Origin of the sequence: Dickeya sp. MK7 (assembly GCF_000406305.1) — a bacterium.
GTDB lineage: Bacteria > Pseudomonadota > Gammaproteobacteria > Enterobacterales > Enterobacteriaceae > Dickeya > Dickeya fangzhongdai.
Genome location: NZ_CM001984.1, coordinates 2,318,003 through 2,337,230, shown reverse-complemented (window position 1 = coordinate 2,337,230; position 19,228 = coordinate 2,318,003). Strand labels below are relative to the sequence as shown.

Here is a 19,228-nt window from a genome sequence, read left to right as displayed (position 1 = left end):
TGTAGCCGGGCGCCAGTTGCCCACCCCTTCCCGCCAACCAAAGTTGGCATAAGGGTTGCTGTATCTCAGCAGCGGTCTTCTTCCGGGAGAGCCATCCATTAAACAGGCTGTATACATACCATTCGCTCTCTTACTCTGTGTTAATCGACGAAGGACGGGCAACGCTATGAACATATTTGATCATTATCGCCAGCGTTACGACGCTGCCAAAGACGAAGAGTTCACTCTGCAAGAGTTCCTTACCATCTGCCAGCAGGATCGCAGTGCGTATGTGAACGCCGCTGAGCGATTGTTAATGGCTATCGGTGAACCGGTTATGGTCGACACCGCTCAGGAACCGCGTCTGTCTCGTTTATTTTCCAACCGGGTAATTGCCCGCTACCCTGCGTTCGAAGAGTTCTATGGTATGGAAGAAGCCATCGAACAAATCGTTTCCTACCTGAAACATGCCGCGCAAGGGCTCGAAGAGAAGAAGCAAATCCTCTATCTGCTGGGTCCGGTGGGCGGCGGTAAATCTTCGCTGGCTGAACGGCTGAAATCGCTGATGCAGCGCGTTCCCATCTACATTCTGAGCGCCAACGGCGAGCACAGCCCGGTCAACGACCATCCGCTCAGCCTGTTTAACCCGCAGGAGGATGCCTCGATTCTGGAGAAAGAATACGGTATCCCGCGCCGCTATCTGGGCACCATCATGTCGCCCTGGGCGGCCAAACGGCTGCAGGAATTCGGCGGCGACATCACCAAATTCCGCGTCGTCAAGGTGTGGCCGTCCATTCTGGCCCAGCTGGCGATCGCCAAAACCGAACCGGGCGATGAAAACAACCAGGACATTTCAGCGCTGGTCGGGAAAGTGGACATCCGTAAGCTGGAGCATTTCGCCCAGAATGACCCGGACGCCTATGGCTACTCTGGCGCGCTGTGCCGGGCCAACCAGGGCGTGATGGAATTTGTGGAAATGTTCAAGGCGCCGATCAAAGTGCTCCACCCGTTGCTGACCGCGACTCAGGAAGGCAACTACAACGGCACCGAAGGCATCGCCGCCCTGCCGTTCAACGGCATCATTCTGGCTCACTCCAACGAATCGGAATGGGTGCAGTTCCGCAACAACAAAAATAACGAGGCGTTCCTTGACCGTGTCTATATCGTCAAAGTGCCTTACTGCCTGCGGGTTTCCGAAGAGGTCAGAATTTACGACAAGTTGTTGATAAATAGTGAGCTGAGCCGCGCCCCCTGCGCGCCCGGCACGCTGGAAACACTGGCGCGCTTTTCCATTCTGTCGCGGCTGAAAGATCCGGAAAATTCCAGTATCTACTCCAAAATGCGGGTATACGATGGCGAAAGCCTGAAGGATACCGACCCGAAGGCCAAGTCGTATCAGGAATACCGCGATTACGCCGGCGTCGACGAAGGCATGAAAGGGCTTTCCACCCGTTTCGCCTTCAAGATCCTCTCCCGCGTGTTCAACTTTGATCACAGCGAAGTGGCGGCCAACCCGGTCCACCTGTTTTACGTGCTGGAACAGCAGATTGAACGGGAACAGTTCCCGCAGGATGTGTCGGAAAAATACCTGGAGCACCTGAAAGGCTACCTGATTCCGAAATACGCCGAGTTTATCGGCAAGGAAATTCAGACCGCCTACCTTGAGTCTTACTCGGAATACGGTCAGAACATTTTTGATCGCTACGTGACCTATGCCGACTTCTGGATTCAGGATCAGGAATACCGTGATCCGGACACCGGCCAGCTGTTTGACCGTGAGTCTCTGAACGCCGAACTGGAGAAAATCGAAAAACCGGCGGGCATCAGCAACCCGAAAGACTTCCGCAACGAGATCGTCAACTTCGTGTTACGCGCCCGGGCCAGCAACAGCGGCCGCAATCCGAACTGGACCAGCTATGAAAAACTGCGTACGGTCATTGAGAAGAAGATGTTCTCCAATACCGAAGAGCTGCTGCCGGTGATTTCGTTCAACACCAAAACGTCGACGGAAGAGCAGAAAAAACACGACGACTTTGTCGATCGCATGATGGAAAAAGGCTACACCCGCAAACAGGTGCGTTTGCTGTGCGAATGGTACCTGCGTGTGAGGAAGTCATCCTGATGCCGTACATCGACAGGCATGTCGTTTGGGGGAAACATGGCCTATTTCATTGATCGGCGTTTGAACGGCAAAAACAAAAGCGCGGTTAACCGCCAGCGCTTTTTGCGCCGCTACAAGTCGCAAATAAAACAGTCGATTGCCGGGGCCATCAACAAGCGTTCGGTTACCGACGTGGAAAACGGAGAGTCTATTTCGATCTCCAATTCGGATATCAGTGAACCGATGTTCCATCAGGGCCGTGGTGGGATTCGTCACCGGGTGCACCCCGGTAACGACCACTTCGTGCAGAACGACAAGATCGAACGGCCTCAGGGTGGCGGCGGAGGCGGCGGATCGGGTCAGGGCGACGCCGGCCAGGATGGCGAAGGTCAGGATGACTTCGTGTTCCAGATATCCAAAGACGAGTATCTTGACCTGTTGTTCGAAGATCTGGCGCTGCCCAACCTGAAAAAAACCGAACACCGGCAACTCAACGAGTACAAAACCCACCGTGCGGGGTACACCGCCAACGGCGTCCCCGCCAATATCAGCGTGGTGCGTTCGCTGCAGAACTCGCTGGCGCGCCGCATGGCGATGACCGCGGGTAAACGCCGCGAGCTTCACCAGCGGGAAGAAGATCTGGCGTTGCTGGAAAATACCGAGCCGGTCCAGTTGCTGGAGGAGGAGCGACTGCGGCAGGAAATCGCCGAGCTGCGCCAGCGCATCGCCAGCGTGCCGTTTATCGATACCTTCGACCTGCGTTACAAGAACTACGAACGCCGGCCGGAACCGTCAAGCCAGGCGGTGATGTTCTGTTTGATGGATGTTTCCGGTTCTATGGATCAGGCCACCAAGGACATCGCCAAACGTTTTTACATCCTGTTGTATCTGTTCCTGAGCCGCACCTATAAAAACGTGGAAGTGGTGTATATCCGCCACCATACGCAGGCCAAGGAGGTGGATGAGCAGGAGTTCTTCTACTCTCAGGAAACCGGCGGCACCATCGTCTCCAGCGCCCTGAAACTGATGGAGGATGTGGTCAAAGAACGCTACGACCCTGCGCAATGGAACATTTACGCCGCGCAGGCTTCCGACGGCGACAACTGGGCGGACGATTCGCCGCTGTGCCGTGAATTACTCGCCACCCGCCTGCTGCCGGTGGTGCGTTACTACAGCTACATCGAAATTACCCGTCGTTCGCACCAGACGCTGTGGCGGGAATATGAGATGTTGCAGGACAGCTTTGACAATTTCGCCATGCAGCATATTCGCGATCAGGACGATATCTATCCTGTCTTTCGGGAGATCTTCCACAAACAAACCGTCAACAACTAACCAACCTGCCCCAGCCAGCCGTTCACGCGCTGGCTGTTTTCCCTTCCATATGTCATGTCTTGCCTGTTGTTGAGAGCAGCCATAAACCCGTCGTTGAATAATCCAGGCCCGAATACCGGTACGAGCCGCACGCAACGCGAAGATCACCCGGTTTATCCCCCCATCGTCTCTGCCTGACCGCACCGGATGCCCCCTGCCGCCAGCCACAGCAGGCATCCGGAATCCGTTTTCCCATTGTTTCCCCCTTTTTAATAAGGGTTTTTATTTGAAATGTTATGTTATAACATAAATGTTATTGCAATAAATTTTCACATTTTCGGAGTGCTGTGTGCTGGATGTCAGGCAGTTAACACTTTGTATCGATGGGGACCACAAGATTCATGACCTCAGTTTCTCCCTCGCGCCCGGTGAGCGTGTCTGTCTGCTGGGCGGATCCGGTTCCGGCAAATCGCTGACGGCGCGTTGCCTGCTGGGCGCACTGCCCATCGGCAGTCAACTCAGCGGCAGCATCCGTCTTCAGAACCACGACGTAACGGGGTTGCCGTTGTCACAGCGCCCGCCTGCCGAACGTCCGGCGGCCATTTTTCAGGATTCAGCCACGTCGCTAAACCCGTTATTCACGATTGAAACGCAACTGCGCATGGCGTTAAAACACCAGTCGACTCATCGGGCGCTGCCGGATTTGCTGCGTGCGGTCGGTTTTTCCGATCCGCAAGCCGTGCTCACGCGCTACCCCGGCGAACTCTCCGGCGGCCAGCGTCAGCGCCTTTGCATCGCGCTGGCGTTACTGTGCGAGCGTCCGTTATTGATCGCCGATGAACCCACCACGGCGCTGGACGTGGTCACCCAGGCGCAGGTACTGCAAACCCTACAGGATCGGCTGCAACAATCTCCACGCACCAGCCTGCTGTTCATCACCCACGACATCACGGTAGCAGCCATGGTCTGCCGGCGCGCGCTGGTAATGGAAAACGGCCGGCTGGTCGAGCAAGGCGAAATGCGTCAGTTGCTGACGCATCCCCGCCATCCTTATACCCGTGCGCTGGTGTCGGCGGCGCGTCAGGCATCCGCCGGCGCCGTTTTTTCCCGCCAGAACCACACGCCGTCCGTATCATGGTCACAGGCCAGTTAATGCTATGCACCAAACCTCTTGCATGCTGAGTGAAGCTCCCTTTTTGCAACTTCATCAGGTCAGCCACCATTATCGAACGGCGGGTGTGTTTACGCGCCGGGCAACGGCCACCCCGTCGCTGCAGCACGTCAGCCTCGAACTTCATGCGGGAGAACGCGTGGCGCTGGTGGGCGCATCCGGCTGCGGCAAATCCACCTTGCTGAAAATTCTGCTGGCGCTGGAGTCACCGATTCAGGGCACTGTGCATTGCCAGGGGCGCGAGGTACGCCCGAACAGCGTATCCCGGTTGCGCTGGTATCGGCAATTGGTGCAGTACATCCCGCAGGATCCGGCGGGATCGCTGGCGCCGCACGCCTCGGTATTCGCGCTGATCGCCGAACCGCTGCGCCAGCTAGGGATGACGGAAAACCTGAAACAGACGGTCTGTGAGGTGCTGGAGCAGGTTGATTTGCCGTTAACTCTGTTGCATCAGCGGGCCGAATCGCTATCCGGCGGTCAGGCCCAGCGGGTTGCCATTGCCAGAGCCATTGCGCTGCGCCCGGCATTTCTGCTGGCGGATGAGCCGGTCAGCGGGCTTGACCTGCCTCTGCGTCAACAGATCACTACGTTGCTCGATACGCTGTCACGCCGTCATGGCATGGGACTATTGCTGGTTTCCCATGACCTGTCGGTCGTGGCCGCGCTCTGCCAGCGGGTACTGGTCATGTACAACGGCAGTCTGGTGGAAGACCGTCCGCTGCCCGATTTACTCGCCGAACCGCGCCATTTTCATACCCAGGCCTTGTTGGCGGCTGTGCCGACGCTGCCTGCTTTTGACTGATTTTTCCAATACCACAAGGAATGCGTATGTTTCGTTTCCCTTCTCTGACGATGGCCGCCACGCTGGCATCCACTCTGTTGATCGCCGGTTGTTTTGACAAACCGGCGCCCGCCGCCACCGGCGCGGACAATCCGCGCATTCGTCTGGCGATGTTGTTGCCGCCGCGTTCAGCGCTGTCGCCTTTCAGTGACGATGCCTTCAAGCTGTCGCGCTGGCGCGCCGGTGAAACGCTGGTGGTGCTTGATGCCAACGGCGATGCGCAACCCGCGCTGGCGACCCACTGGCAACAGGTAGATGAGTTAACCTGGCGTTTCACCCTGCGCGACGGCGTAAAATTTCACGACGGCAGCGATTTCAACGCCAGCGCCGTGGTCAACGCCCTGACCGCCGCCACGCGCGCCACTCCCAAGCCACGCATTCTTGACGGCGTGACGCTGAGCGTGACGGCGGAAGACGCGCGCACCGTGCAGATTAAAACCGCCACCCGCGACCCGTTGCTACCGCAACGCTTGTCCAGCCCTCAGTTAACCCTACTCTCGCCCGCCGCTTACGGCGCCAACGGCGTGGTCAGCCCGATCAGAACCGGCACCGGCCCGTTCGTGCTGACGCAGGTTAACGGCACCAGCAGCGCCCGGTTGGATCGTTTTGACGGTTACTGGGGCAGCAAAGCCACGGCACCGGGCATTGATGTCGATTTCGTCCCGGACAGCGCCGCCCGCACCGCCGCGCTGCGTACCGGCACGGCCGACCTGGTAGAAGCGATACCGGTGTCACAGGCGCCGCTGCTGGACCAAAACCTGGTGCATGAAGTGCCGATGCCCCGCACCAACACGCTGTACCTCAACACCCGGCGCGGCGTTTTCAGCGATCCGGGCCTGCGGGCCGCAGCGCGTGATGCGATCCAACGGGACGTTCTGGTCAAAAACGTGTATGAGAACCGGGCAGACGTGGCGGCCGGGCTGCTTGGCCCGGCGGTGCAATGGGCCGCGGCGTTGCGTCAACCGGTAGCGGCACCCACCGCAGCCCGTTCCCCTAACGGCGCGACGATCACGCTGGCGACCTTCAGCGACCGGGCGGAACTGCCGGAAGTGGCGGTTTATCTGGCTCAACAGTTAACCGCCGCCGGCTTCACGGTAAAACAGGAGGTCCGCGAATATTCGCAGATAGAAGCGGATGCGCTGGCCGGCCATTTCGATGCCTTTATTTTATCTCGCGCCACCGTGCTGGATTCCGGCGATCCGGTGGCTTACCTGTATAGCGATTTTTCCTGCAAAGGCTCATTCAATATTTCGCAACTGTGTAATCCTGCGGTAGACGACGCGCTGAAACAGGCTGCCGCCACCCCGGCTGGAGAGGCGCGTCGCCAGGCGATCATGGCCGCCGAGAACCTGATTCTGGCGACTAACGCCGCCATTCCATTGCTGCACGAGCGGGTGATTCAGGGCGAGTCCGCTCGTTTGCGTCAGGCTATTCGGGACCCGCGTGAACGCACCCTGATCGACGTACAGACGCACATCGATGGAGCGCATGCCAAGCCATGAGCGATACGCGGTTTCGGTTACCGGCAGAACTGCAACCATCGCTGCTGGTCATGACCTCGCGCCTGTTGACCGCCCTGACCATCATCGTATTGATCGGGCTGCTGCCCTGGCTGTCTGACACCGATCCGGCGCTCAGCCTGCTGCGCGCCCGCTCCAGCGAACAGGAAGCCACGGCGGAAGCGCTGGATGCCATTCGTCAGCATCTGGGGCTGGCGCAGGGACCGTGGGCGTTGCTGAAGCAATGGTTAGCCGGTTTATTGCACGGCGATGCCGGCCTATCCTGGGTATCCGGCAAGCCGGTGTTGCCCGGTATGCTGGATGCCGCAGGCGTGTCGCTCACACTGATGCTGGCGGCACTGGCGGTGGCGCTCCTGTTGGCCCTGCTGCTGAGCTGGCCAACCCTGCAGCGCGGGCTGGCCGGCGATAACCGGCGCAGCAACGGGGCGCTAGCCACCGCCTTCACCGCCATGCCGGAGTTTCTGCTGGCGTCGTTCCTGCTGATCGTCGGCGCGGTCTGGCTGAAGCTGTTGCCGCCTTATGGCTGGCAATCATGGCAACACCTGATTCTCCCCGCGCTGGCGTTGGGTATTCCGGCGGGCGGCTTGCTGGGTAAACTGTTCAGCGATGCGTTGACCAGCACATTCAGCGAGCCCTGGTTGCTGACCTGGCAGATGGCTGGTTTTTCCCGCCGAGACTGCCTGCTGGGCGTAGTTCGTCGCGCCCTGCCCGCTATTCTGCCGCAGGTCAGTCTGGTGCTGGTCGGGCTGACCGGTGGCGCGGTCGCGGTGGAAAAGGTGTTTGCCATTCCCGGGCTGGGGCGGGCAACGCTGGGTGCGGCGGCGGCTCAGGATCTGCCGGCGTTGCAATGCGGCGTGCTGATTCTACTGGTTATCGCGGTGATCGCCGGGATGGGGTCGACGCTGCTGCGCCGCTGTCTGCTTGGTCATGCGCTGGAAAACGGCTCCCTTTCTACGCCCGCCAGCGCCATTAAAGTGACGCGTCGTCATTATCGTCTGCCGCTGTTCATCGCGTTGCTGCTGGCGGCGATCGTGATTACCGGCCTGCCGCGTGATCCCTTCGGTTCCGACTTTGCCCGTCTGCAGTCGCCTGACTGGTCGTTACCGTTCGGCGCTGACGCCACCGGCCGCGACATGCTGGCGCGGGTTGCGCACGGTGCGCTATCCACCCTGTTTACCGCGCTGGCGGTGACACTCTGCTGCCTGCTACTCGGCCTGCTTTTCGGGCTGTTTCCACGGCTGTTCAGCGGCCCGGCCGAAGTAGCCAACGCCATGCCGCCGGTGATCGCCGGCATGGTGGTCGCCGCGTTGTACGGCCCTTCCACATCAGGCGCGGCGCTTGCCGTGGCGCTGGTTGCCTGGGCGCCGCTGGCGGCACACACCGCGTCGCTGGTGACCGAAATCACCGCCCAACCGTATATTCGCATCACGCCGCTGTTTGGCATCAGTCGTCTCCGGTGCCTGATACGCTATGTGATTCCCGCGCTGATCGGGCCGGTCACCCGCCATGCCATGCTACGTCTACCCGGCATCGCACTGGCGCTGGCATCGCTGGGTTTTCTGGGATTAGGCGAACAACCGCCGACGCCGGAATGGGGACGCGTGCTGGCGGAAGGCATGCCCTATGTCGAACGCGCTGTCTGGACAGTATTACCGCCCGTTTCCGCATTGATTCTGCTATCGGTACTGGCTGTTTCGCTCAGCCAATGGTCTCGACGATAAAAGGCGACATCAGGTTGTGCAATATTGCACAACCTGATGCTATCGAATGATATCTGGTTGGTTATGGCAGACAAAAAACGCGGCTATCTGGCGGAATACTGTCGGTTTCCCGCATCAGTTACGTACTTTACGGTAAACCCATAACACCACAATGGCGCCGATTACCGCCACCGCAAAACTGCCGAAATTAAAGCCATCGACTTTACCAAAACCAAAGAACGTGCTGATCCAGCCGCCGACCACCGCACCGACCACGCCCAGCAACACGGTCATGATAAAACCACCGCCATCTCTACCCGGCATGATCCACTTTGCCAGAATGCCGGCAATAAGACCGAAAATAACCCATGAAATGATTCCCATCGTATCCTCTCTATCAGTCGCACATTAGGCGGTATCCCGCAATAATAATGTGTACCCGTGGTTAGTGGTTATGCCTATAAAAGCGTAGCATAAGATGCATCGCTTACTTTACCGCAGCGTTTTACGCCGCTTCTGGCGGTTATGGCTCAATACCGCAGCCTAACAAGATAGACAATGTCACGAGGGAGTGACAGCAAATTGACAATCACGCCAAACAAAAAAATAACCACAATCTTTTACCGGAAATAAAAAAGCGCCCGAACAATCATTCCGAGCGCTCTCAATACCCGTATCAACATGAATACGCTAACTGTGCTATCAGCCTGCGGCAGGCCAGAGACGATTATTTGTCGGCCACAAAATAATCATTATTATCGGTCATCGGAATATAAACCCTGACCCATTCGTCACCGTCTGTCAGCTCCCAACTGTGCCCTTCGCCATTAGTATCCTCAGCCAGCAGAACCGTTCCCGGCGACAAAATAAACGTAGAACCGTCGCTGACTTTGAATTTCAGCTTACCTTTCAGTGTAATAACATACTGTTTTCTCGGCGCCGGATGCGTGTTTTTTTCCCACTCTTCAACCGAGTTATTAATCCAGAAATTTTGCGCGGGTATTTTGTCCAGCGCAGGAATGCTGCCTTTCAGATAAGCAGAATGGTTATCCGGTGTGGTGATGAGTTTAATTGCCGGGATACGCGAAGGCTGGGTTGACGTTTCTGCTATGCCTTTCAACGGCATTAACGATGCTATAACCATAAATAAGAATATTTTAAATTTACTCATTACCACCTCGACTCCCTGTTTAATTTAACGCCATCGATGACCGATAATCATCGCTCTAAAAATTTCGCCGTGAATTATACGAGAATAATCCGTCAGGTAAACAAACACGCATTCTGAATATAATTATTCATTCAATAGGCAATAACGATGAAGATATAGCGCATCATTCAGCTGTACTGGTGGGAAACCGGAACGTAAAATCAGGTAACTGATCACCTTGCAAACAGGTATTGCATGGTCACTCACCTGTTGTTACACCGCGCCTCTGGCAAGAAAATCACCGCTACGTTTCCATCGCCCTGCAGATAACGCCGCCTTCTTCCTCTTCTTCGGCAACTTGCCTGCTCATGGATAAGATCAATGCCGGTCTGGCCGACTCGACTTCATCAAACCCGGCCGTTATGATCGCCTTTCCGGGCCTGCGACTCGCCGTCTCTCAGTGGTGTGTCTCGTTTCGCCCGATGGTAGACCTGAGGTCATCTCCCGCCTGGGAGCTTTACATGGAATATCACAATGAAAAAAGTAGTACTGTCGCTTATTGTCTCTGTGCTGTCTGCTCAGGCGTTGGCCGCGCCGCAACTGGCTAACCTGAGCAAGCTGGAATATGGTCCGCGCTGGGCGTTCAACCGTGAAGAAGTTCAGTTGATCTGCCGCCCCGGCCATGCCATGTACGTGATCAATCCCAGTACGCTGGTGCAATATCCGCTCAATGACGTGGCGCGTGAGCAGGTCAACACCGGCAAGGTGAATGCTCGCCCGCTGGAAACCATTCTTCTGGACGACCCGCAGAATCCGGGGCAAAAAATGAGTCTGCAACCCTTTATCGACCGGGCCAAAGACCTCTGTCAGTAGCGCATATAGCACTCCTGAAGCGAGTGTGGATCGCGAATACGCGGGTTTGCGCTGGTTGTCACAAAGTGTACAGATTGTTTCAGAATTGGCCGTCAAAAACCGGGCCAGACTGGAAAACAAAAGTGAGTCGTCTACGCTTAAAGTGCGGGCTGTGATGCAACCCGCAACAAATGCCAACTTTTAGCGCACGGCTCTCTCCCAAGAGCCATTTCCCTAGACCGGGCACAGGAATCGTGTTCGGTCTTTTTTTATAGCATTGATTTTTAACGATTTATTTTTCAATGTCCGAAATTTGTCCGAAAACCCGTACCCGGTGTAAATTGCAGCGGGCTGGATAATCATCATTATCTATCGCAAGATAGGCCTTTCAATAACAAGGATGTAACAAAAAATGAGAACTATCGACGATTACGGAACGACATTAACCATCAGCGCGCGGTAGGAAATAAAAAAGCCGCAGGGTGAACCATACGGCTTGAGGACTGCCCAATAAAAAAACTGGGGCAGATTTTGAGCATACTTCGGTATTTTTAGGAGATTTAGCACTTAGGCGTTATTAGATCAATTCTGGTTTTTGTAGAAATCCTGCTGTTTTTAAAGCTAAAACAACATGCATTTGTTGGTTGTATTTATTTGGCCTGGCAGGAATACTTTTCTTGATCATTAGCCATAGATCTTCTGGCTGATAAATTTTTTCAACATGAGCCAAGACAATTTCAGCTCCTGCAATAGCATAATTTTTATTCTTCTCTCCCCGGATAAGATATTTGTTCGGGCTAATACCACTTATATACCCAGCCTCACACAGCCCCAAAAATGCCGTTCTGGGGCATCCTTTCTCCTTCACTGATTTGAGGTCTGTTAAGAGAGCAATCTCACGTTCCCAACTTTCCCTTGGATTTTGTCCATCAATATGGTTTTTAGCCACAGCGACAGCTGCCTCCCCATACACGTCTCTCCCCATATACTCCCCTTACTTCGTTATGAATTTACTTACCGAGAATGCGCTACTGATTCCTCAACCGCTCGACCTGGCTATCAGGCCAACATTTCACATCAGTACATCATACTCTGCCGAATTAAGTCGCGGTAAAGTGACTAACACGCACTCTCTCTCCTCTTTGGGCAGAAGTACTTGCCCTCTCCCTGCATTCAGTGATTCAATACTTATACAGCGCGGACGTGCATCTTGATAAGTTGTTCTATGGCTATAGTTATTTAGAACCCTTTATCAATGACTACCATTTAGAACATTAACATTTGAAGAATAAATAGTCATTAACTATATAAAAAGGCATTACATGAGAGATAATTTCACCCTAACAGTTAGAAAAGAAATAGCACAAAAAGCCATGTATATATGTGCCAATCCTGACTGTTTATGTTTAACTGGCTATACAACAACAGAAGGAAAAGCCAGAGCAATTGCTGAAGCCGCACATATCAATGCAGCAAGTCAGAATGGTCCTCGGGCAACAACCATTAGAGATGAAAAATATTTATCATCTTCAGAAAATGGCATTTGGCTTTGTAAAATATGTCATGATAAAGTCGATGACGATCCAGGTTTTTATACTGAAGATCATTTAAAGAAATGGCAAAAAAACCATGAGGAGCGCTTAAGACGGATTATCGGGAAAGACCTTGAACGAGCCATCCTGGAGTTAAGAAACGAGAGGCATTACTATGACGAAACAAGAGAATTCATATCATTTTTAGAAAACCGAAGAGTTCTTTATGAAGGGCTTGATGCTGAGTTTCCCCCGCGAGTTTTAGAATCCCTAAATATGATTCGCGAAAGAATAACCTCAACAAAGGCAAAAATAAACCCTGAAACAAAATTATTTTCAGCGTTAAACAAACTTCATGATATCATATGTGACTTTCTAAGGAACATTGGCCACGACACTGACTTAACCAAACTTAGGTGTGATTCATTTGATGATAAATGGCTTAATTTCTCAAATCAACTAAGAATACTCAGAGGAGACTTTATCATTATTATCAAAATCCTTTCCGGTGATGCTGGCTATACTCTTAGCAGGTGGTGACGATAAAAACAAACTTATATATTGGTCCTGTAAACACCTACCACTGGGCCAATATATTTCATGTCTTAACCAAACTTTTTCGGTTCAAACCCCATCACATTTCCCCAAGTGAGTAGGTTAATTTGCATCAATGCCATCATCATTATTAATAATGCAAACGAGTCAATTTTCGGTGGTGATACACCCAGACCATAATTCGGCAAACCATATCGCCGGAAGAAACATTAAATGCGATAGGAAAAGCTAGCGCTTTATCTATCCTTCATTTTCTTCAATGATATTGCGGAGCTGCCGCTTAACGGATTGGATGTCCCGTTTATGCGCCGTCACTCATTGGTGGAAACGCAATAACATCATGTTCATGGAGGATTGGTATATGTCACACAAACTCACTCGCCTGTCGCTCATTAGTTTGAGCCTGCTGGCCGGTTTATCCGCTAACATTCAGGCCCATGCAGCATCATTGGGGTGTAATCAGAACTGTATCGACTATCTGCGCGAAAATGTGCAGGCCAGGCCGCTCACCGCGGCAAGCATCGCCACGTTGGGTAACGCCACCTTGCAATCGCAATTCACGTCTTATCTCAACACCTCAATCAGCGCTCGTAATTCAGATAAAGCAGCGCTCGCCGCCGAGCGAAATAACCTGACCAACATACCGGCGCCACGCTCGTCAGATGAAGGGCATGACCTTGATACCATGCCACTGAATAAACCGGCATCGTATTATCAGTCGGCGCAAGCGCTCAATATCGCCAGAGACATATTGAGTTTCCAAATCCCCTCTGGAGGCTGGGGCAAGAATATGCCGCATACCGGCGTCGAGCGCGCCAAAGGGCAATCGTACACCATCGACAACCTTGATCCGTCAGAGTCCGGGCGCTGGCGCTACGTCGGCACTATTGACAATGGGTCAACCACCACTGAACTGCGTTATCTCGCCAAAGTACAGGCTACTCGTGCAGAGGGTGCCGATACAACCCGCATACGGGCCGGTATCGTCCGTGGTCTAAAATATCTTCTCGCCGCACAGTACCCTAACGGCGGCTGGCCGCAGGTCTATCCGCTGGCGGGCGGATACAATGACGCCATTACGATCAATGACGATGCCATGTTAAGGGTGGTTATGCTGTTAAATGAGATTGGCAACGGCAGTAACAGCGATTTTGCTTTCCTCGACAGCCGTACCCGCAACAGCATTGCCCAGAGCGCGGCGAAAGGCGTCACCTGGCTGCTCGACAATCAGGTGTCGATCGGCGGTACGCTGACGGTCTGGGGGCAGCAACATGATGTACTGACACAGGAGCCAACCGCCGCGCGGGCCTTCGAAATGGCATCGCTGACGTCGGGAGAAAGCGCAAAAATCGTGGAATTTTTGATGACGTTGCCGAATCCCAACGCGGCGGTACGCCGGTCGGTTTACGCCGCAGCGGATTTTTTTACCGCCACCCGCATAACCGGTCAGTCCTGGTCTAACGGCAAACTGTCCAGTTCGCCGAACGGCGTGCTGTGGGCGCGTTATTACGATCTGGCCTCCTACACGCCGGGAGCAAGCCGTGTGGAAAAACGTGCGCAAACCTTATTCGGCGACTTCCCGAAAACACACGACAGCAGTGCTTACGGCCTTGTCTTCGGCTCTATTGCCTCGGTGTCGACCGAGCGACTGACCGGTTACGCCCAGTACGTTTCCAGTCCGCAAAGAGTGCTGACGACATTCGCCGTCTGGAGCAAAAGTAACGCCCGCCCCTGACGTCCAACGCTTGCGGGAAAATTCACTGCGCAATCCGCTCTGAGGACGGATTGCGTTTTCACCGTTCACGCGCCAGCCAGCGAGGCTGGCCGCCCTGCGGATATGCATAGATAAGATAAAATTCTACATATTTGCTATTTGTAACACCACCACCTAACCTCTCTGAAGAGGGATAGATTACAGAGGGATACTGACTGAGGATAACGGGATAATGCAGGAGCGCGGGCGAAGGTTTCTGCTTAGCATCGGGAGAACTCGTCATGAATTTCCAACCCAAATATGCCAGTAGCGAATCACCGAACCCGGTCCAGGCTGTTGCCGAATTTGCCAGCCAGATTGGTCATGACGGCATCGATACCGTCATTTTCTTCTGTTCTCCAGACTACGACCTGGACGTCCTGGGTCGGGAGTTGAAGAACACCTTCTCCTGCCCCTGTATAGGTTGCACCTCTTCTGGTCAGATTGGCACAGAAGGCTTCCAGCACTCCGGACTGTTGGGGCTGGGATTGGGCAAAGACTTCCGCACTCGCTTTTTCATGATTCAGCCGTTGGTAAACTACACCGCGGTCGTGGCCGACATCGCCGAAGCCATTCGCCGCGACAGCGAGGCCAGACCGAACCTGCATCGCTTCGGCCTGCTGCTGGTAGATGGGCTGTCTATGGTCGAAGAGCGCCTGGTGGCGAACCTCTACCAGCAGATCGGCAACGTTCCCATCATCGGCGGTTCCGCTGGCGATGACCTGCGTTTCGAAAAAACCCATGTCTATGATGGAAATGGACGCTTCATTTCCGATGCGGCTGTATTCGCCGTTATCGAAACCAATTCGCCCGTCACCACCTTCAAAGTGCAACACTTCGAGCCCAGCGAGGTGGAGCTAGTCATCACCGAGGCCGATCCGGAGAAGCGACTCATTCTGGAGATAAACGGCGAACCCGCCGCTCAGGTTTATGCAGAAGCCCTTGGCCTCACGGTGCACGAATTGACGCCGACGGTATTTTCCCGCAATCCGCTGATGCTCTCCTTCGGCGATGAACCCTACGTCCGTTCCATACAGAAATGGAACGAAGACCTCTCTCTCACCTGCTACTGCGCCATTGAAGAAGGGTTGATCGTCGCCATCGGCAAGGCGGAGGACCCAGTCCAAACCCTCAGACAGGCTTTTGACAAGGTCCGCGAGACAATTCCGGAGCCCGCGGTAATCATTGGCTGCGATTGCATCCTGCGCCGCCTCCAGTTCGAGCAGGAAGGGCTTGAGCAGCAGATCGGCGATGTAATGATGCAGAATCGGGTAGTGGGCTTTTCCACCTACGGCGAACAGTACAACGGATTGCACGTGAACCAAACCTTCACGGGCATCGCTATTGGAGGACAACACGTTGACTGAAGGAACATTTTCCGAAGCGTCCGCCATTGTCTTGTCCGCCGCCGAATACCAGCGCAAGCTCACCGCCCGGGACAAGACCATTGAGGTACTCAAGCGCCGCATCGCACAAGAAGCCAGACACAGCCACGCCACGCCTTTTGCCATTCTGGAGCAAAACGTAGGTCTGGAGAAGGTGGTCGCCCGCAAGACCCTGGAGTTAGAGAATGAACGCCAGGAGCTAGAAAAAGCCCTCACCGAATTGCGCTTCACCCAGGCCCAACTGCTGCAGGCTCAGAAGATGGAGTCCATCGGCCAACTCGCCGCCGGCATCGCCCACGAGATCAACACGCCAACCCAGTACGTCTCCGACAATGTGGGTTTCGTTAAAACCGCCACCGTTTCTCTGCTAAGCCTGTTAGACTCCGCCCTCACGCTGGCCGAGGCCACGCGGGGGAAGATGGCCGAAGACCCCATCGTGGCGGAGTTCGACGCTGTCCTCAAACGCACTAAAGTGGAGTTCTTGCGCCGCCAGATCCCAAGCGCCCTAGACGAATCGCTGGAGGGCCTTAGTCATATCGCCAAGATCGTGGCCGCCATGAAGGAATTCTCCCATCCCTCTCACAACGAGAAAGCGTTGGTGGATGTGCGCGAGGTCATCAACACAACGGTGACCGTCGCCCGCAACGAATGGAAATACGTGGCAGAACTTGAGACGCACTTCGAAGACGACTTGCCGCAACTGCCGTGTCTGCGCGACATGATCGGCCAGGCCATTATCAATCTGGTGGTAAACGCCGCCCACGCCATCGCCGACACCATCCAGCAAGGCATCAAAGAGAAGGGCCGCATCATCATCTCCGCGGCGCGGGACGGCGAACATATGGAAATCCGGGTCAAAGACGACGGAGGCGGTATCCCTGCGGCGATCCGCGACCGCATCTTCGATCCCTTCTTTACGACCAAAGCCGTAGGCAAAGGCACCGGCCAGGGGCTCGCCATTGTCTATTCAACCGTGGTAGACAAACATGATGGGCTGATCCGTTGCGAGTCGGAAGAAGGCGTGGGCACGACGTTCATACTGAAATTGCCCCTCCACTGCCACAAAGAGGAAGGCCCCGCATGCAAGTGATGTTCGTCGATGACGAAAGTCGGGTGCTTTCTGGTATTGAGCGGGCCCTCATGATGCAAGACAGCGAATGGGAATGCCGCTTCGCCAATAGCGGTCAGGAAGCACTTGCGATGCTGGAGGAACAGCCGGCCGACGTGGTGGTGTCCGACATGCGAATGCCCTTCATGGATGGCGCTGAATTGCTTACTCAGGTACGCAACCGCTGGCCTGGCACAATACGAATTATCCTGTCCGGCTACTCCGAACCTGACGCCACCCTGCGTATGTTAGACGTGGCTCACCGGTTCGTTTCCAAACCCTGTGACAGCACGGTGCTACTGGATATGGTAGGAAGCGCTCTGGCCCTGCGCGACATGTTCCAGGACCCCACCGTAGTCGAGATAGTGGGCAGAACCAGCCGGCTGCCGGCTGCCCCCAAAGTGTTCAGCGAAATATGCAGTCTCATTGCCACCCCCGGCAGCGATACCCGACACATCGCCGAGCTTCTGGGCAGAGACCCTGCGCTGAGCGCCAAGATTATGCAGCTTGCTAATTCAGCCTATTTCGCCAGAGGCGGACACATTAATGACATCGGAAACGCCATCACCCACTTAGGGCTGGATCAGGTGAAGTTGCTGGTTCTGGCCTCTCAGGTCTTTGCCGGCGCGAAGACGGCCCCTTATGTGGACCGGCTACAACAACGCGCCCTGCTCGCCTCCACACTAGCCGCCCGCATTTCCGACCATCAGGGAGTGGAAGCCACCGCCGCCCTGCTCGCCAACATTGCGCAACTTATCCCCGAACTGAGGGAGCCCGACGGAGAGGCTGCCACCACGCGCAGCGGCATGCCCACGCACGCCGCGGTAGGTGCCTATCTGCTGGCCTTGTGGGGGTTGCCCATGGACATCGTGGAAGCCGTGGCCTGTCATATGCAGCCTTCCCGTTCTACGGAAAAAGTCTTCGGCGCGATCGGTACCGTGCATGTCGCGGTCACCCTCGCCAACAACGGTGTCCTCGATCTGGACTATCTCGAACAGACTGGCGTGCTGAACAAACTGCCGCAGTGGCAGGCGATGCTCGCCCACACGCAGGAAACTCTCAATGACTGAAACCGCCTTGCCCCGGGTTCTGTGCGTAGACGATGAACCCAATGTGCTCGCTGCAATGGAGCGAAACCTGTTTGGCGAATTCGACGTCGTGGTCGCTCCCAGTGGTGAAGCTGGTCTGGACGCCGTTCGCTGGGGCCAGCGTTTTGCCGTGATCATGTCCGATATGCGCATGCCCGGCATGGACGGCGCTGCTTTCCTCGCCAAAGCACGGGAAATATCCCCCGACAGCGTGCGTATCCTCCTCACCGGGCAGGCCGACGTGGAATCCTCCATCGCCGCCATCAACAAAGGGGCTATTTTTCGCTACCTCTGCAAACCATGCCCCAAAGAGGAACTGGTTTCGGCGCTTAATGACGCAGTCGGTCAGTACCGTCTCGTTTGTGCGGAAAAGGAATTGCTGGAAACCACCCTCACCGCCTCGGTCAAGACACTGACTGAAGTGCTCGCCATGGTCGCGCCGTGGGCTTTTCAGCGGGCGGCGTTCGCCCAGTCCTGTGTCCGCCACGCGCTGCCCAAGCTGGAATGGCCTGATGGATGGATATACACCATCGCCGCTTCATTGAGCCAAATCGGCTGTGTGGGTATCCCCGCCGATATCGTCCAGGCCGACGCGGCCCAGCGCGATATCACGGAGGAGGAGAAAAAACTCCTTCAGGAACACCCGGATGTCGCCGGTCGCCTGGTGGAACACATCCCCCGCCTCGAACTGGTGGCCGAGATCATCCGTCACCAGGCCAGAGTTGCCCCGCACAGCGCCCCTACTGAGGTTATCCGCGGCGCTCACCTTCTGCGCGCCGCCCTCGAACTGGAGCGCTATTCAGCCCGGGGGCCGGCATTGGAACACCCTGGGGAAATCCTGCGCGCGGTACGACCGGCGATCCCTGAGTACATCATCAAAACCCTGGCTGATTTCCGCGCCAATGTGGCAGGCGTTCGTTCTGTGCGCATTTGCGAATTGAAGTCCGGCTGGGTGATAGATGAAGACATCCGCACCACCAACGACTTGATGGTGCTCACCAAAGGTCATGAACTCACCGACACCGCCATCTCCGCCCTTCAACATCTCCTCGCCGCCAACGCCGTTAAGGAGCCGATTCGGGTGCGTGGAGTTCCAGACACCGCAGCGTCTTAGCGACGTCATGGACGGAATTCGCCAAACCCGAATAGCGCAGACGTGGGGCATCGTTGAATGTCAGG

16 protein-coding genes are annotated in these 19,228 nt (G+C 55.3%); 13 read left to right on the top strand and 3 right to left on the bottom strand.

All coding sequences use genetic code 11. The annotated features are described in order from the left end of the window. Nucleotides 1-166: 166 nt before the first annotated feature. The 6 genes from yeaG (at nt 167) to DXXMK7_RS10125 (ending at nt 8,647) form a co-directional block, all read left to right on the top strand. A complete protein-coding gene (gene yeaG, locus DXXMK7_RS10150; RefSeq protein ID WP_038918979.1) occupies nt 167-2,101 on the top strand; it encodes a protein kinase YeaG in 1,935 nt (644 codons plus the stop codon). A gap of 18 nt (nt 2,102-2,119) precedes the next feature. Further along, entirely contained in the window at nt 2,120-3,415 is a 1,296-nt protein-coding gene (locus DXXMK7_RS10145) for a YeaH/YhbH family protein (protein WP_071603941.1), read from the top strand. Nucleotides 3,416-3,743: 328 nt separating this feature from the next. Further along, on the top strand, nt 3,744-4,547 hold the full coding sequence (locus tag DXXMK7_RS10140; protein ID WP_049842556.1) for an ABC transporter ATP-binding protein: 804 nt from the start codon (nt 3,744-3,746) through the stop codon (nt 4,545-4,547). A 4-nt stretch (nt 4,548-4,551) separates the two neighbouring features. Continuing rightward, nucleotides 4,552-5,367 carry an ABC transporter ATP-binding protein gene (locus DXXMK7_RS10135; protein WP_038918977.1) on the top strand — a complete coding sequence of 272 codons (816 nt, stop codon included), beginning with the start codon at nt 4,552-4,554 and terminating at the stop codon, nt 5,365-5,367. A gap of 26 nt (nt 5,368-5,393) precedes the next feature. Beyond that, a complete protein-coding gene (locus DXXMK7_RS10130) occupies nt 5,394-6,908 on the top strand; it encodes an ABC transporter substrate-binding protein (RefSeq protein ID WP_123130534.1) in 1,515 nt (504 codons plus the stop codon). Beyond that, the gene (locus tag DXXMK7_RS10125; protein WP_038918975.1) at nt 6,905-8,647 is read left to right on the top strand and encodes an ABC transporter permease subunit; all 1,743 of its coding nucleotides are present in this window, start codon (nt 6,905-6,907) and stop codon (nt 8,645-8,647) included. Before DXXMK7_RS10130 ends, DXXMK7_RS10125 begins: the two co-directional genes overlap by 4 nt. Nucleotides 8,648-8,761: 114 nt before the next feature. Here the strand turns inward: DXXMK7_RS10125 and DXXMK7_RS10120 are convergent, their stop codons facing one another. Together DXXMK7_RS10120 and DXXMK7_RS10115 are read right to left on the bottom strand one after the other, a co-directional pair. After that, nucleotides 8,762-9,010, bottom strand: coding sequence for a GlsB/YeaQ/YmgE family stress response membrane protein (locus tag DXXMK7_RS10120; RefSeq protein ID WP_038918974.1), 249 nt, complete (start codon nt 9,008-9,010; stop codon nt 8,762-8,764). Between the two features lie 343 nt (nt 9,011-9,353). Beyond that, nucleotides 9,354-9,770, bottom strand: a complete 417-nt coding sequence (locus DXXMK7_RS10115) for a hypothetical protein (protein ID WP_231348874.1) — start codon at nt 9,768-9,770, stop codon at nt 9,354-9,356. Nucleotides 9,771-10,310: 540 nt separating this feature from the next. Here DXXMK7_RS10115 and DXXMK7_RS10110 point away from each other — a divergent pair. After that, nucleotides 10,311-10,649, top strand: coding sequence for a YebY family protein (locus DXXMK7_RS10110; protein WP_038918972.1), 339 nt, complete (start codon nt 10,311-10,313; stop codon nt 10,647-10,649). A gap of 556 nt (nt 10,650-11,205) precedes the next feature. On the opposite strand, the gene DXXMK7_RS10105 is transcribed toward DXXMK7_RS10110, so the two are convergent. Further along, nucleotides 11,206-11,613 (bottom strand): hypothetical protein, encoded by a 408-nt coding sequence (locus tag DXXMK7_RS10105; RefSeq protein ID WP_038918971.1) that lies wholly within the window; start codon nt 11,611-11,613, stop codon nt 11,206-11,208. Nucleotides 11,614-11,950: 337 nt separating this feature from the next. Between DXXMK7_RS10105 and DXXMK7_RS22630 the strand changes: the two genes are divergently transcribed. The 6 genes from DXXMK7_RS22630 (at nt 11,951) to DXXMK7_RS10080 (ending at nt 19,163) form a co-directional block, all read left to right on the top strand. Next, complete coding sequence (locus DXXMK7_RS22630) at nt 11,951-12,700, top strand: hypothetical protein (RefSeq protein WP_127353491.1); 750 nt, start codon at nt 11,951-11,953, stop codon at nt 12,698-12,700. A 376-nt stretch (nt 12,701-13,076) separates the two neighbouring features. Beyond that, the gene (pelA, locus tag DXXMK7_RS10100) at nt 13,077-14,450 is read left to right on the top strand and encodes a pectate lyase (RefSeq protein ID WP_049842555.1); all 1,374 of its coding nucleotides are present in this window, start codon (nt 13,077-13,079) and stop codon (nt 14,448-14,450) included. 260 nt (nt 14,451-14,710) lie between these two features. Next, the gene (locus DXXMK7_RS10095; protein ID WP_038918970.1) at nt 14,711-15,835 is read left to right on the top strand and encodes an FIST N-terminal domain-containing protein; all 1,125 of its coding nucleotides are present in this window, start codon (nt 14,711-14,713) and stop codon (nt 15,833-15,835) included. Next, nucleotides 15,828-16,943, top strand: a complete 1,116-nt coding sequence (locus DXXMK7_RS10090) for a sensor histidine kinase (RefSeq protein WP_038920959.1) — start codon at nt 15,828-15,830, stop codon at nt 16,941-16,943. Before DXXMK7_RS10095 ends, DXXMK7_RS10090 begins: the two co-directional genes overlap by 8 nt. Beyond that, a complete protein-coding gene (locus DXXMK7_RS10085) occupies nt 16,934-18,031 on the top strand; it encodes an HDOD domain-containing protein (RefSeq protein WP_038918968.1) in 1,098 nt (365 codons plus the stop codon). Before DXXMK7_RS10090 ends, DXXMK7_RS10085 begins: the two co-directional genes overlap by 10 nt. Continuing rightward, nucleotides 18,024-19,163 carry a response regulator gene (locus DXXMK7_RS10080; RefSeq protein ID WP_038918967.1) on the top strand — a complete coding sequence of 380 codons (1,140 nt, stop codon included), beginning with the start codon at nt 18,024-18,026 and terminating at the stop codon, nt 19,161-19,163. The genes DXXMK7_RS10085 and DXXMK7_RS10080 overlap by 8 nt, the downstream gene beginning before the upstream one ends. The last annotated feature ends 65 nt before the right edge of the window (nt 19,164-19,228 follow it).